The sequence below is a fragment of the Escherichia sp. MOD1-EC6021 genome (genome assembly GCF_002965245.1).
GTDB classification, from domain to species: Bacteria; Pseudomonadota; Gammaproteobacteria; order Enterobacterales; family Enterobacteriaceae; genus Escherichia; species Escherichia coli_F.
This window is the reverse complement of sequence record NZ_PTRU01000033.1, coordinates 26,588-39,850: the sequence shown is the minus strand read 5'-3', so window position 1 is coordinate 39,850 and position 13,263 is coordinate 26,588. Positions and strand designations below refer to the sequence as shown.

At 42.8% G+C, this 13,263-nt stretch carries 15 protein-coding genes; all 15 read left to right on the top strand.

The genetic code is table 11. The annotated features are described in order from the left end of the window. Positions 1 to 93 precede the first annotated feature (93 nt). Positions 94 to 456, top strand: coding sequence for an actX protein (locus BEB54_RS30010; protein WP_105282303.1), 363 nt, complete (start codon positions 94 to 96; stop codon positions 454 to 456). Further along, a complete protein-coding gene (locus BEB54_RS23875; RefSeq protein ID WP_097721796.1) occupies positions 386 to 598 on the top strand; it encodes a hypothetical protein in 213 nt (70 codons plus the stop codon). The genes BEB54_RS30010 and BEB54_RS23875 overlap by 71 nt, the downstream gene beginning before the upstream one ends. Positions 599 to 629: 31 nt before the next feature. Further along, positions 630 to 1,277, top strand: coding sequence for a lytic transglycosylase domain-containing protein (locus BEB54_RS23870; protein WP_097721794.1), 648 nt, complete (start codon positions 630 to 632; stop codon positions 1,275 to 1,277). Continuing rightward, positions 1,255 to 1,551 carry a TrbC/VirB2 family protein gene (locus BEB54_RS23865; protein ID WP_123055230.1) on the top strand — a complete coding sequence of 99 codons (297 nt, stop codon included), beginning with the start codon at positions 1,255 to 1,257 and terminating at the stop codon, positions 1,549 to 1,551. Before BEB54_RS23870 ends, BEB54_RS23865 begins: the two co-directional genes overlap by 23 nt. An 18-nt stretch (positions 1,552 to 1,569) precedes the next feature. Further along, complete coding sequence (locus BEB54_RS23860; protein WP_032351244.1) at positions 1,570 to 4,323, top strand: VirB3 family type IV secretion system protein; 2,754 nt, start codon at positions 1,570 to 1,572, stop codon at positions 4,321 to 4,323. A 10-nt stretch (positions 4,324 to 4,333) separates the two neighbouring features. Further along, the gene (locus BEB54_RS23855) at positions 4,334 to 5,092 is read left to right on the top strand and encodes a type IV secretion system protein (RefSeq protein WP_000744200.1); all 759 of its coding nucleotides are present in this window, start codon (positions 4,334 to 4,336) and stop codon (positions 5,090 to 5,092) included. After that, on the top strand, positions 5,093 to 5,380 hold the full coding sequence (locus BEB54_RS23850; protein WP_000835347.1) for an EexN family lipoprotein: 288 nt from the start codon (positions 5,093 to 5,095) through the stop codon (positions 5,378 to 5,380). A gap of 8 nt (positions 5,381 to 5,388) precedes the next feature. Then, entirely contained in the window at positions 5,389 to 6,519 is a 1,131-nt protein-coding gene (locus BEB54_RS23845; RefSeq protein WP_105282302.1) for a type IV secretion system protein, read from the top strand. Between the two features lie 244 nt (positions 6,520 to 6,763). Further along, positions 6,764 to 7,477, top strand: coding sequence for a type IV secretion system protein (locus BEB54_RS23840; RefSeq protein WP_000394614.1), 714 nt, complete (start codon positions 6,764 to 6,766; stop codon positions 7,475 to 7,477). Between the two features lie 4 nt (positions 7,478 to 7,481). Continuing rightward, positions 7,482 to 8,411: a TrbG/VirB9 family P-type conjugative transfer protein gene (locus BEB54_RS23835; RefSeq protein ID WP_094029493.1), complete on the top strand. Its 930-nt coding sequence runs from the start codon at positions 7,482 to 7,484 to the stop codon at positions 8,409 to 8,411. Continuing rightward, complete coding sequence (gene virB10, locus BEB54_RS23830) at positions 8,408 to 9,613, top strand: VirB10/TraB/TrbI family type IV secretion system protein (RefSeq protein WP_033552217.1); 1,206 nt, start codon at positions 8,408 to 8,410, stop codon at positions 9,611 to 9,613. Before BEB54_RS23835 ends, virB10 begins: the two co-directional genes overlap by 4 nt. 1 nt (position 9,614) lies before the next feature. Then, positions 9,615 to 10,646, top strand: a complete 1,032-nt coding sequence (gene virB11, locus BEB54_RS23825; protein ID WP_074568605.1) for a P-type DNA transfer ATPase VirB11 — start codon at positions 9,615 to 9,617, stop codon at positions 10,644 to 10,646. A 2-nt stretch (positions 10,647 to 10,648) separates the two neighbouring features. Next, positions 10,649 to 12,484 (top strand): type IV secretory system conjugative DNA transfer family protein, encoded by a 1,836-nt coding sequence (locus tag BEB54_RS23820; protein WP_000053820.1) that lies wholly within the window; start codon positions 10,649 to 10,651, stop codon positions 12,482 to 12,484. After that, a complete protein-coding gene (locus BEB54_RS23815) occupies positions 12,481 to 12,894 on the top strand; it encodes a cag pathogenicity island Cag12 family protein (protein WP_074568604.1) in 414 nt (137 codons plus the stop codon). The genes BEB54_RS23820 and BEB54_RS23815 overlap by 4 nt, the downstream gene beginning before the upstream one ends. Beyond that, a complete protein-coding gene (locus tag BEB54_RS23810) occupies positions 12,891 to 13,193 on the top strand; it encodes a TrbM/KikA/MpfK family conjugal transfer protein (RefSeq protein WP_094029491.1) in 303 nt (100 codons plus the stop codon). The genes BEB54_RS23815 and BEB54_RS23810 overlap by 4 nt, the downstream gene beginning before the upstream one ends. Positions 13,194 to 13,263 lie beyond the last annotated feature (70 nt).

Sequence of the window (13,263 nt, the reverse complement as noted above, 5' to 3'; positions counted from 1 at the left end):
CTAGTCTAAAAACTAGTATTAAGACTATCACTTAAATAAGTGATATTGGTTGTCTGGAGATTCAGGGGGCCAGTCTAATACAGGGGACAAATCATGCCAATGTTTCCCGGTTATGTATTCGTTCTTCTGGATTTTGAGGTTGTACATCCATCCTGCTTTACCCGGATGAAAAATGTTTATGGACTGGTCAGTTTTGGTGAATATCCTGCTGAAGTTCCTCTGAGTGTCATAAATGAAGTAAAAGAGCAGGAGAAGATTTTTTCGATGAATTTAAGCCTGATGAATAACTCCTGTCTGGCAAAAATACTTCTCCTTGCAGACGCTTCAAAGCGTGGACAAGTCTTTGCCGACTATGTGTGTAACAGAAAATACGACAGGTTAAAAAATGACAGCTATAACAGGAAAGCGGAAACCGCAACGCAATGTACTCTACCTTCCTACAGAAGTTCGTGTTGAAGTTGAAAAAATTGCAATTGAAATAAGTTTCAAGAGGGGGCGACGTATCTCTGATTCTGGTTTTGTTCAGTATCTTATTAAAAAATACAAATCTCAGGCGATGAAAGAACTTATTCATGGGGCTGATATTCCTGACGAGTGATAGCCCCCGGTGTTCTGAATGTGGAATATTTATGTTATCTACTTCTACTTTTCTTGTGCTTGCCATGCAATGCGCTGCCAGCGTTCATCCCGACACAACGCACGAAGTCGCCAGGGTTGAATCAGGTTTTAACCCATATGCGATTGCGGAAATAATACCAAAGGTTAAACGCAAACCTGGTGATAAAGGCGTAGTATCTTACTTTCCTGAATCAAAGGAGGCAGCACTTAAGATCGTTAAAAACATTGAATTACGGAATCATCGTTACTCTGTAGGACTTATGCAAATAACGAGTACCAATTTTGCAAAGTTTGGTACAACAGCAGAGAAAATGTTTGATCCATGCGAAAATCTTAAGGTATCAGAAAAAATACTGGTTGACTGTTATAAACGAGGTGGCGACTTAGTGCGTGGGCTGAGTTGCTATTATTCCGGCAATCCAGAAACAGGAGTAAAGCCAGAACCTGAATTTAATAATACAAGTTATGTACAACGTATAGGATTTAGCCCTCCTGATAATAAAAAAAGTTTTATTGTTCCTTCTGTAAAGGAAATGATTAAAAATGAGAATAAGACGACTATCACACCTGAAGAAATCATTATATATCCTCAATACGCCATGCGTGGCACTGTATCAAATGAAAAGGAAACAAAAGATGTTGAAATTAAATCTGAATAAACGTTATTTAACGCTTTCTCTATTTATGGCTGTGTTGATGCTTTGTGTTGCAGAACCTGCTTTTGCGGATGATGTGTCTACGAAGACAACTGGTTTTTTACAGAAAATAATTGATTTTTTAACGGATATTCGTAAGCCTGCAATTACAATTATTGCTCTTGTTATTGGGTATATTGCGATATTTTCTCGTCAACATACCTCATGGATAGTCCCACTTGTTATCGGAATTATCATCTTTATTGTCGCACCATATATTCCTGACTGGCTTGCGTAATTAAAGGATGGGCGCACTATGAGTACTCTTTTTAAAGGTCTTACGCGCCCTGCTTTAATAAGGGGGCTGGGCGTTCCGCTCTACCCCTTTCTTGGAATGTGCATTATTTGTGTTCTGCTTGGTGTCTGGATTCATGAGGCTATGTATGCCCTCATTCTTCCTGGCTGGTATGCCATCAGGCGTGTAACACAGTTTGATGAACGCTTTTTTGACCTTCTGTATCTGAGAACTCTTGTCAAAGGGCATCCTTTATCAAACAAGCGATTCAGCGCAGTCCATTACGCGGGGAGCCAGTACAACGAAGTTGATATTTCAAAAGTGGATAACTTTATGAAGCTGAAAGACCAGTCTTCTGTTGAAGAGTTAATTCCGTACTCTTCACATATCACTGATAATATTATCGTTACAAAAAACCGGGATTTGCTGGCAACCTGGCAGATAGACGGTGCTTACTTTGAGTGTGTTGATTCTGAAGATTTGTCAATTCTGACAGATCAGCTTAATACGCTTATACGTAGCTTTGAAGGGAAATCTGTTACGCTTTATCCTCATCGTATCAGGTGTAAAAAGGGCGTCAGACCAGTATTTAACAGTAAAATTCCTTTTGTGAACAGAGTAATGAATGATTATTACGAGTCATTCCCTCAGTCTGAATTTTTCGAGAATAAATTATTTCTGACGATTTGTTTTAAACCTTTTACTACGGAAGATAAAGTAACACATTTCTTTTCACGCAGTAAAAAACAAAAAGATATCTTTAAAGAGCCTGTTAATGAAATGAATGAAATTTGTGACAGGTTGAATACCTATCTGTCCCGTTTTCATTCCCGACGTCTTGGGCTTTATGAAGATCATGGGGTTGTTTATTCAGATCAGTTATCTCTGTTCCAGTATCTGCTTTCTGGTCGATGGCAAAAGGTCAGGGTTAGCAGTAGTCCGTTTTATACATATCTGGGAGGAAAAGACCTGTTCTTTGGTAATGATGCCGGACAAATTACCGCGTCAGACCATGCCCGGTATTTTCGTTGCATAGAGATTAAGGATTATTTTCAGGAGACGGATGCCGGTATTCTGGATGCTCTGATGTATCTCCCCGTTGAGTATGTCGTGACATCGTCCTTTACTGCGATGGATAAGCAGTCAGCGATTAAGGCGCTGGATGATCAGATCGATAAGCTGGAAATGACAGATGATGCTGCCAAATCTTTGCTGGCAGATCTGAAAGTCGGACTGGATATGGTTTCCAGTGGATATATTTCTTTCGGGAAATCGCATCAGACTCTGGTTGTCTTTGCGGATTCACCGGAGCGTCTGGTGAAAGATACCAATATCGTGACTTCCACTCTGGAAGATTTGGGGCTGATTGTCACTTATTCAACACTGAGTCTTGGTGCAGCTTATTTTGCTCAACTACCAGGAAATTATACGCTTCGCCCTCGTCTGAGTACCCTCAGTAGTCTTAATTTTGCCGAAATGGAAAGTTTTCATAATTTCTTTTCAGGAAAAGAAAAAGGAAATACCTGGGGGGAAAAACTGATTACTCTCCGGGGGTCAGGTAATGATATCTACCATCTGAATTACCATATGACGACTGAACATCAGAATTTCTTCGGTAAGAACCCGACGCTGGGGCATACCGAAATTCTCGGTACGTCTAACGTGGGTAAAACCGTATTACTGATGACAAAAGCATTTGCCGCCCAGCAGTTCGGTACGCCGGAATCATTCCCTGCAAACAGAAAACTGAAAAAACTGACCACGGTTTTTTTCGATAAAGACCGGGCAGGTGAAGTCGGTATACGGGCAATGGGGGGATCTTATTACCGGGTGAAGGAGGGAGAGCCGACAGGCTGGAATCCTGCCGCACTGCCGCCAACAAAACGTAATATCGCTTTTATGAAGGACCTGGTGAGGCTGCTTTGTACTCTCAACAGTGAGCCGCTCGATGATTACCAGAACAGCCTGATTTCAGATGCGGTTGAACGTCTTATGCAACGGTCAGATCGCTCTTATCCTATCAGTAAACTACGGCCTCTTATCCAGGAGCCGGATGATACTGAAACCAAACGTCATGGACTTAAAGCCCGTCTTAAGCCGTGGACGCAGGGGGAAGAGTTTGGCTGGGTGTTCGACAATCGGGAAGACACGTTTGATGTCGATAACCTGGATGTTTTCGGTATTGATGGAACGGAGTTCCTGGATAATAAGGTGCTGGCCAGTGCTGCTTCATTCTATCTCATCTATCGGGTCACTATGCTGGCCGATGGTCGCAGGCTTCTTATCTACATGGATGAGTTCTGGCAATGGATCAATAACGAAGCGTTCAGGGACTTTGTTTACAACAAGCTGAAAACCGGACGTAAACTCGATATGGTGCTTGTCGTAGCCACACAGTCACCGGATGAACTGATTAAATCACCCATTGCGGCAGCGGTTCGTGAGCAATGCGCCACTCATATCTATCTGGCAAACCCGAAAGCCAAACGTAGTGAATATGTTGATGGTTTGCAGGTCAGGGAGCTTTATTTTGACAAAATTAAAGCTATCGATCCGTTGTCCCGCCAGTTCCTTGTTGTTAAGAACCCACAGAGGAAAGGTGAAAGTGATGATTTTGCTGCTTTTGCCAGACTGGAGCTGGGAAAAGCAGCGTATTACTTACCGGTTCTCAGTGCATCAAAACCCCAGTTAGAACTGTTCGATGAAATCTGGAAAGAAGGAATGAAGCCGGAAGAGTGGCTTGATACCTATCTGGAACAGGCGAACCTGATTTGAGGAATCACCAATGAAAAAGCAAATTATGGCGGCATTCGTCGCTTCACTGATTGTTATTTCCGGCGCTCAGGCAGGGATACCTGTTGCCATCGACGCCAACCCTGAATGGGCGATTGAAGCCGGACGATGGACAGAACGCCTTAAGCAATGGGCGGAAACGGTAAAACATTACGAAAATCAGATAAATGCGTACAAACAGGAGCTGCTGTCAAAAACGGGTATCCGTGATGTGCAGGGACTGGTGCAGTCCGCACAGTCAGTGAGTCAGGAACTGATGCAGATTTATGATCAGGGGAATGCTTTTATTGACGATTACATTAAAAATCCTGAAGGGGCGTTATCGGAACAGGCCAAATCGTTATTGTCAGATTACAAAGTAACGGATACCTGCCAGAACCTGGGATATTCCGGCGACCTGGTACGGGGATGTGAAGCGACGTTCCTTTCTCAACTGGCAAGTGTGGAATACGGTAACAAGCTGGAGAGCAAGCTTCGTCAGGACAACCAGACGATGAAAGACCTTATTGATCAAGTCAAAAATGCGAAGGATACGAAGGCCACGCAGGATGCAACAAACGCTGTTGCACTTGAACAACTGAAGTTCGAGAAGCTCAAATTTCAGTATCAAATGTATCGCGATAAGCAGCGAGATCTTGCAGAATATAAAGAGAAGATGGCTCAGGCAGCTTTCAGAAAACAGCAACGTGAAGCCGTGCCACCTTCTTACAGAAAAGCTTATATGGCAATGAAATCATATGAGGATGATTAAATGAAAAGTATCGCTACTGCTGGCCTTGTCATTATATCTGTTTTTAGTCTTTCTGGATGTTTTGAAGAAACAAAATCGGTTGATTGGTGGAAGGAGCACCACGATGAATCTTTAAAAAAAGAAATCGAATGTAAGAAAACAGGAAGTGATAGCCAGAATTGCCGAAATGTGAAAGAGGCCAACTTTCGTTATCAACAGTTACACGCAACTCCCCCATCTTTTAAAGATGCATTCAAAAAGATGGAGAAAGAACAAAGTGAATTTTTTAAAGAAGATAATAAGAAATGAGGTAAAATATGGGGCTGGTTACTGGAATTCCTGCTGGGTCAGATTTTTCCGGTAATGTAACGTCTCCTGCTCCGGCAGGAGGCGTACCAGGATTTGAATCTGATTTTTTCCAAACAACTCATCAGGTTATCTTTGATATACTAAATAAAACTGTTGCTGGAAAATTAAATGAATATTCATCTATTGCTTATGAATTAGGTAAATGTGGTGTTTCTATATATGTGCTGTGGTATGCGTTTACTGTTTTAGTTCGCAAACAGCAATCGCCTGTTCCTGATTTTATCTGGAATGTATGTAAGTTTTATGTGATATTGCTCTTCGTAAAAAACTCTGGAGGTATGCTGATATCTGCAACAAATGCAATCGATGGACTAAGAGAAAGTCTTGCAGGAGGTGATCCTTGGTTGTGGATAGATCAACTTTGGACAAAAGTAATTCAAGTTGCAAAGGTTATTTGGGATAAAGATACATCTACTGTTCCAATTGCCGGCGGTTTATCCTCTTTATTTGTATATTTCGGTGGAATAGTAGCATTGTTATTATGCTCAATAGTGTTTTTTTCTGCCGAAATTACGCTCCTGTTGTTATCTGTTACAGCCCCTATATTTGTTTTATGTATCGCTTTTGGCTTCCTCAGGCAAATGTTTAATAGCTGGTTGCAGCTTAACTTCAGTTCGTTATTAATATTTCTCTTTGGAGCACTAGCGTTACGGGCTGGTACATGGCAACTAAATGTAATTCTGAGTGTAACTATTGCGTCAGATAAACAGGACTTACTTCAGGCTGGGGCTACAGCTTTGGCTTCGGGCTTGTTTATGGGCTTTGTTATCTGGCAGGCGAAAAGTTATGCTTCACAGATTGCAGGTGTGGGTGTTGAAGGTGCCATGCAGGGCGCAGCCGCTATGGGGATTGGTGCTGGCGTTTTCGGTGCATCCCGTATGGCGCGTGGCGCACTTGGTATGGGCAGAAATGCCGGTATTGGTGCATGGAAAGGTCTGCGTCGTCAGGAAGGCGGGTTTGGTCAGTCTCCGGGAATAACGGGTAAGACCGCTAACCTGGCCGGACAGGGCGTTAATATTGGTGCCAAAAAGCTTCGTCAGGCAGCTATTGAGAGGGCAAAGAAAATGTATGGAGGGTGATTTAATTATGAGTGTTGATACCATTTTAAATGTTCTTTTCATAATTAACGGGCTTGTCGCGATCTATTTTCTTTGTTCAGACTGAGTCTTCTGTAAATATTAATCTGTTATACAGGTGTTCATATTATGAAACTACTTGTTGTGGCTTTCGTGATGCTTTGTCTCGCTGGTTGTCAGGCGTCACATAAACTACCGCCCGTTTCCGGGAAAAGCGAACCTGTTAATTCTGCTGAGGTAATGCAAAATGGAATTTAAACTTCCCGGATTTAAAAATAAAAAAGACGTTACTGACTCATCAGTTTCGTTTGAAGAAAAAAACATTGCACTACAGGAGAGAATGAATCGTATTTATAAATTCGGTGGTATCGGAGGCATGTTAATTGGTGGGCTGTCTTTACTTGCATTAAATGCAGCATTACCACTGAAAACAACGGTTGTTGATGCCTACCTTATCGATAAGGTTACAGGTGTGGCTGAACGTCTGACTTCCGTTAAAAAAGAAAATCTTTCTGAAAACGAAGCCATTGCCAGATATTTTATCACCCAGTATATAAAACATCGTGAAGGTTATAATTTTTTTAGTCTCCAGCATGATTATGATTATGTAATGGCTTACAGCGCGGAGAATGTCGCGACAGATTATAACGCATTATTTAACAGTGAACAGGCACCAAAACTTGTTTATAACAAAGCAGAAAAAACGGCAATGGTTCAGGATAATCCATCTGTCATAATTTCACCTTCGTCACGGGCAGATGATAAAGATATCGGTGCGTATATTCGTTTTCGTCTGACCATCAGGGATGTTGCTACCGGACAAACCCGCCAGGAGTTCTGGAATGTTCGCCTGACTTATCGTATCGAACCGCAGGTTGAAATGGTGTCCGGGGAACGTAATAACAATCCTCTTAAGTTCGTTGTAACAAGCTACGTTCGCGATAAAGAAGCCAGAGGTTAATAATATGAAAATGAATAAAGGAGCGTTAATTATGACGCTTCTGATGGCGGCGCACGTCTGTCATGCTGCTGTTCTTCCTTCAGGCAGTCGCTTTGACCCACGCAATCAGATTGTCAGTTATAACCCCAATAATACCACCATAATTAACAGTGCCGTTGGATACACCACCACACTGGTATTTGATGAAGATGAAACAGTTATCAGTGCCAGAACCGGTTTTCCGCAGGGATGGGCGGTTAATAAAGAAGATAACCTGGTATATCTGGAAGTTCGTCCTGTTAAACAGACTGTTCAGAAAAATAATACGGATGAAAACGGTAATACCTCTTCTGAATCCGTCAGTGTTGCTCTTGACCCGGAAAATGAGCTTGAACGCTGGCGAACGAATCTGTTTGTTCGCACCACGAAACGTAATTACAGCATGGAGCTGAACGCCAGAACGTTCCGACAGCCGGAGAAAATTGCGTTTGTGGTGAATTACCAGTATCCGCAGGAACGCCGGAAGGAACAGGCCGAAATTGAGAAGAAACGCACAGAGGCTCTTGCCAGACGCCAGGAGGAGCAGGCAATCAACCGTTCCTTGGAAAATGCGAAATCGCCCCGTAACTGGCAGTACTGGAAGCGGGTTGCTGAAGGCAGCCAGGATATCAGCCCTGATTATGCATATGACGATGGCCGTTATACCTGGTTTGGCTTCAGTCCGTTAAAGAAAATTCCCAGCATCACTGTGATGAACGGTACACAGGAGACACTTACCGATCCTGTGGTTAAACAGAGCGGGAGTTTTACGGTAGTTGGCGTACCGGTAGATAAGCGTTTTGTTTTACGTCTTGGTGAGCAGGTGGTGGGGATTGAGAACCAGGGCTTCGGAAAAGTACGTTTACCAGCCGGAGATACGGTATCCCCGGATGTTAAGAAAGAGGTGATCCAGTGACTGAACAGGAAAATAAAATCCCGACTGCAACCGAAATTGAACAGCAGCTACGGGAACGCAGACAGAAAGAACTGGAACAGGCCGGGAAGACTCCGGTAGAAGAGCCTGGCAAGCCAGCATTGCAGCTTGGTATTGAAAAACTTAAAAAGTCACGTAAAGGGATGATTATCCTCGTCGTGGGTTTTCTTCTGCTTGCTGCCGGTGTTTCTGTTTATTATATCCCGTCCATTATCCGTTCTGTGTCGTCAGGGGATGAGAAACCCGCAAGTCAGCCGCTTGCAACCGGAGCGGCTAAACGTCAGACCGGACTGAGCGAAGATATCGATCCTTTTAATACCGCCCAGAAAAAAACAGAGAAACCTGAGGAAGAAAAAGTCATTTCTTCTGAAAAGACTGAACCGCCGGTAAATAAACAGCAGAGTTTCAGCCGTGCACTTGACGTTTCTCTTGATGGCAGCCTGGCGGGAAACAGCCGCAGTTCAGCGGAAACGTCAGCCTCACATACTGCGGCCAGTGAGCCAGAAAGCGATAAAAAGGATGAAGTAAAAGCAACCGCGCAGACTACCGAATCTGTACCACTGGCGAAAATAACGAAGCTACCGTATGACCCAAATTTGTTTATCCCGGAAGGAAGAGCAATTCCCTGCTCACTGGACAGGCGTTTTGTTTCTGATCTGGCGGGGAAACTGGAATGTACGATCAACAGCGATATATACAGCGCCAGCGGCAATGTAAAACTTATCGAAAGAGGAACCGCCGCAAAACTGATGTATAAGGCCGGGTCTTTAAATCATGGACAAGGGCGTGTGTTTGTTATGGCTTACAAGCTACGTACCCGCAGTAAGCCTTTTATTGATATTCCCCTGGTTGACTCACAGGCGGCTGGCGCGTTAGGCGAAGCCGGTGCTTCTGGCTGGATTGACACTCATTTCAGTGAACGTTTTCTTGGTGCAATGATGGTCGGGATGATACCGGATTTAAGTCAGGCGGCCAGTGGTATTGCTCAGAATAACAGGGACAGTCAGACGGACTATACAGCTAACAGCCGCCAGGCTTTTGCTGATATAGCACGCGAAGCATTTTCTAATAGTGTGAATATCCCGCCAACGCTTTATAAAAATCAGGGAGAAATTATTACTCTGATTGTCGGTCAGGATCTGGATTTTTCAGGTATTTATAAACTGAAAATGAAAGGGGGTTAATGTGAATAACGAAAACAGACATCTGATTTATGATGTGGTCAACGATTATTTTTATCACTGGCTGAATGAGATTGAGGGTGTCACGGAAATTGCTGTTAACCGACCAGGAGAAATATTTATAAAGGTCAGGGGAAAGTGGCAATGGTATGAACAAAAGATGAGTTACAGTGATTGTCTTTCTTTTGCATCCACACTGGCCGATTTTCATGACGGCGGTTCTGTGACTCCTGAATATCCCCTGCGTTCTGCCACGCTTCCGGGTGGAGAACGTGTTCAGGTTGTGATCCCTCCGGCAACAGAAAAAGATACTGTTTCTATAACAATCCGTAAGCCGTCAGGTATTTTTATCAGTCATGACAAATTTATAAAACAGGGGTTTTATTCACGCGTCAGTGGTTTAAGTGGTGACTCCGTTATGGAAGATAATATTTCTGCTTTAATCACTTCCGGATATTTTGAACGGGTTATACCTGAATCACTGCGTCAGGGAAAAACAATAGTGTTCTGTGGAGGGACGGGGTCAGGTAAAACCACCTTTGCAAATGCCTGTCTGGAATATATACCGCATCATCTGCGGTGTATTTCTATTGAAGATACTGATGAGGCCAGATTCAGATTCCATAAGAACCATGTAAAACTTTACTATCCGGCAGAGGGTGAGAGTAAGGTTGTTACCTCAGCGAGCCTTCTGCGTTCCTGTTATCGTATGAACCCGGACAGGATTCTGATGACGGAGATCAGGGGCGCTGAGGCATGGGATTTTCTGAAAGCATCGAGTTCAGGCCATGAAGGAAACGTCTCTACTGTTCATGAAAACAGCCCTGAATATGCCGTGCTTGGGATTGTCCAGCGATGTTATATGAATCCTGAATGTCAGAATTTACCATTCAATGTCATTTTGAGACGTGTACTGAGTAATATTGATATTATCATGAGTATTAAATACCTTGATGATGAAGATTTTCGTTTCGCTTCCGGTATTTACTACAAACAACTTCATTTTGATGATTATTTCAGAAAACTGAAGGAGTGATTATGTCTTTAAAACTCCCCGATAAAGGCCAGTGGGCTTTTATCGGTCTGGTTATGTGTCTCGTGACATATTATACTGGTTCTGTTGCTGTTTACTTCCTGAACGGAAAAACGCCGCTTTATATATGGAAAAATTTTGATTCCATGCTCCTGTGGCGAATAATAACAGAGAGTAATATACGGACAGATATCAGGTTAACCGCTATCCCCTCTCTTTTATCAGGTATGGTTTCGTCTCTCATCGTGCCTGTTTTTATTATCTGGCAACTGAATAAAACGGATGTTGCTCTTTATGGTGACGCGAAGTTTGCCAGTGATAATGATTTAAGAAAATCGAAACTTCTGAAATGGGAGAAAGAAAACGATACTGATATTCTCGTCGGGGCATATAAAGGTAAATACCTGTGGTATACCGCACCAGATTTTGTATCACTTGGCGCAGGAACCCGCGCAGGTAAAGGTGCCGCCATTGGTATCCCTAATCTTCTGGTCAGAAAACACTCTCTGATTGCGTTAGATCCAAAACAGGAATTGTGGAAAATCACCAGTAAGGTGCGTGAAATACTGCTGGGTAATAAAGTTTATCTGCTCGACCCTTTCAACAGTAAAACACACCAGTTTAATCCCCTTTTCTATATTGATTTAAAAGCGGAGAGTGGGGCTAAGGATCTGCTTAAACTGATTGAAATTCTGTTTCCGTCTTATGGCATGACAGGGGCAGAAGCGCACTTTAATAATCTTGCGGGTCAATACTGGACAGGACTGGCTAAGTTGCTTCATTTCTTTATTAACTATGAGCCGTCCTGGCTTAATGAGTTCGGGCTTAAACCCGTTTTCTCAATCGGTTCTGTCGTCGACTTGTACAGCAATATTGACCGGGAACTGATACTCAGTAAGCGAGAAGAACTGGAGGGAACAAACGGGCTTGATGAAAACGCGTTGTATCATTTGCGTGATGCCCTGACCAAAATCAGGGAATATCACGAAACGGAAGATGAGCAGCGTTCAAGCATTGATGGTTCTTTCCGTAAGAAAATGAGCCTGTTTTATCTCCCAACCGTTCGTAAATGTACTGATGGTAATGATTTCGATCTCCGTCAGTTGCGACGGGAAGATATCACTGTTTATGTCGGTGTTAATGCGGAAGATATATCTCTGGCTTACGATTTTCTGAACCTGTTTTTCAACTTCGTTGTTGAAGTGACATTGCGTGAAAATCCTGATTTTGATCCCACCCTGAAACATGACTGCCTGATGTTTCTTGATGAGTTCCCTTCGATTGGTTATATGCCAATTATTAAAAAGGGATCAGGGTATATTGCAGGTTTCAAACTTAAACTGCTGACAATTTATCAGAATATCAGTCAGCTAAATGAAATCTATGGTATTGAGGGAGCCAAAACACTGATGAGTGCTCATCCCTGCCGTATTATCTATGCTGTCAGCGAAGAGGATGATGCCGCGAAGATATCAGAAAAACTTGGGTATATTACCACTACATCAAAGAGCACAAGCAAGAGCCGGGGACGATCAACTTCACAGGGCGAATCAGAAAGTGAAGCCCGAAGAGCACTGGTACTTCCACAGGAACTGGGAACGCTGGACTTTAAAGAAGAGTTTATCATCCTGAAGGGGGAGAACCCTGTTAAAGCAGAAAAGGCACTTTATTACCTTGATCCGTATTTTATGGACAGGTTAATGAAGGTCAGTCCTAAACTGGCATCATTGACGATGGAACTAAATAAGACGAAAAAAATATTTGGTGTGAAAGGGCTTAAATATCCGTCAAAAGAAAAAATGCTCTCCGTAGGAGAGCTGGAGTCTGAGGTTTTGCTATGAAAAAAATACTTATGATCAGTATTCTTGTCCTCACAGCCTGTTCCTCTCCACCTGAACCGCCACAGGTTGAATGGGAAAAACGGCCTGAAGTTATGAATACACAAATAATGAACTGGACACCAACATCCGGTGTTATTAAATCAGATAATATAAATTCCTCATGGAGTAAGGTGTTGCCTGATTTTAAACCAGAAAACCGTCTTTACGATGATTCTGTTTTTTATGCCGTTGCCCATTCTGAAAAAATAGTTGTAAGGACATCTTCTTTTGATAGTTACTGGTCAGCGAAAGACTGGCTAAGAAAAAATGGTGCAACAGGTGTTATTGAATATCAGCCACTAAAAAGATGGTTGAATAATGACTATGTTGAAATTTATCTGTCAAGAATAAATGTTCAGAGGTTACCATGAAAAAGATATGCAAAAGTCTAATCGTATTTTTTACTGTGTCCTTGTTTACAGCGCCAACGTATGCGGCTGATCCCTGTAAATCCGTTTTTTGTCTTTATGGTAAAGCTGTCGGTAGTAGCGGAGGGAGTGAGTGCAGTAGTGCAGAAAAGGATTTTTTTAAAAATGTTGAAAAGAAAAAGGGGAAAATCCGCTGGGGTAAAACATTTGATCTCCGTAAGAATTTTTTAAATCAGTGTTCAACTGCAGACCCGGCTGCAATCTCACTGATCATGAGTAAGTTTGGTCGCGTCAGAGGCTGATTAAAACCTGATACCCGCGCCAACGGGTATCAGGGGACTGCAAGTATCACATACCGCGCCAACGGAATGT

Bases quoted from the DNA above. Each gene is read 5' to 3' on its own strand.
- BEB54_RS30010 (WP_105282303.1), top strand. From the start codon at position 94: ATGCCAATGTTTCCCGGTTATGTATTCGTTCTTCTGGATTTTGAGGTT.
- BEB54_RS23875 (WP_097721796.1), top strand. From the start codon at position 386: ATGACAGCTATAACAGGAAAGCGGAAACCGCAACGCAATGTACTCTAC.
- BEB54_RS23870 (WP_097721794.1), top strand. From the start codon at position 630: ATGTTATCTACTTCTACTTTTCTTGTGCTTGCCATGCAATGCGCTGCC.
- BEB54_RS23865 (WP_123055230.1), top strand. From the start codon at position 1,255: ATGTTGAAATTAAATCTGAATAAACGTTATTTAACGCTTTCTCTATTT.
- BEB54_RS23860 (WP_032351244.1), top strand. From the start codon at position 1,570: ATGAGTACTCTTTTTAAAGGTCTTACGCGCCCTGCTTTAATAAGGGGG.
- BEB54_RS23855 (WP_000744200.1), top strand. From the start codon at position 4,334: ATGAAAAAGCAAATTATGGCGGCATTCGTCGCTTCACTGATTGTTATT.
- BEB54_RS23850 (WP_000835347.1), top strand. From the start codon at position 5,093: ATGAAAAGTATCGCTACTGCTGGCCTTGTCATTATATCTGTTTTTAGT.
- BEB54_RS23845 (WP_105282302.1), top strand. From the start codon at position 5,389: ATGGGGCTGGTTACTGGAATTCCTGCTGGGTCAGATTTTTCCGGTAAT.
- BEB54_RS23840 (WP_000394614.1), top strand. From the start codon at position 6,764: ATGGAATTTAAACTTCCCGGATTTAAAAATAAAAAAGACGTTACTGAC.
- BEB54_RS23835 (WP_094029493.1), top strand. From the start codon at position 7,482: ATGAAAATGAATAAAGGAGCGTTAATTATGACGCTTCTGATGGCGGCG.
- BEB54_RS23820 (WP_000053820.1), top strand. From the start codon at position 10,649: ATGTCTTTAAAACTCCCCGATAAAGGCCAGTGGGCTTTTATCGGTCTG.
- BEB54_RS23815 (WP_074568604.1), top strand. From the start codon at position 12,481: ATGAAAAAAATACTTATGATCAGTATTCTTGTCCTCACAGCCTGTTCC.
- BEB54_RS23810 (WP_094029491.1), top strand. From the start codon at position 12,891: ATGAAAAAGATATGCAAAAGTCTAATCGTATTTTTTACTGTGTCCTTG.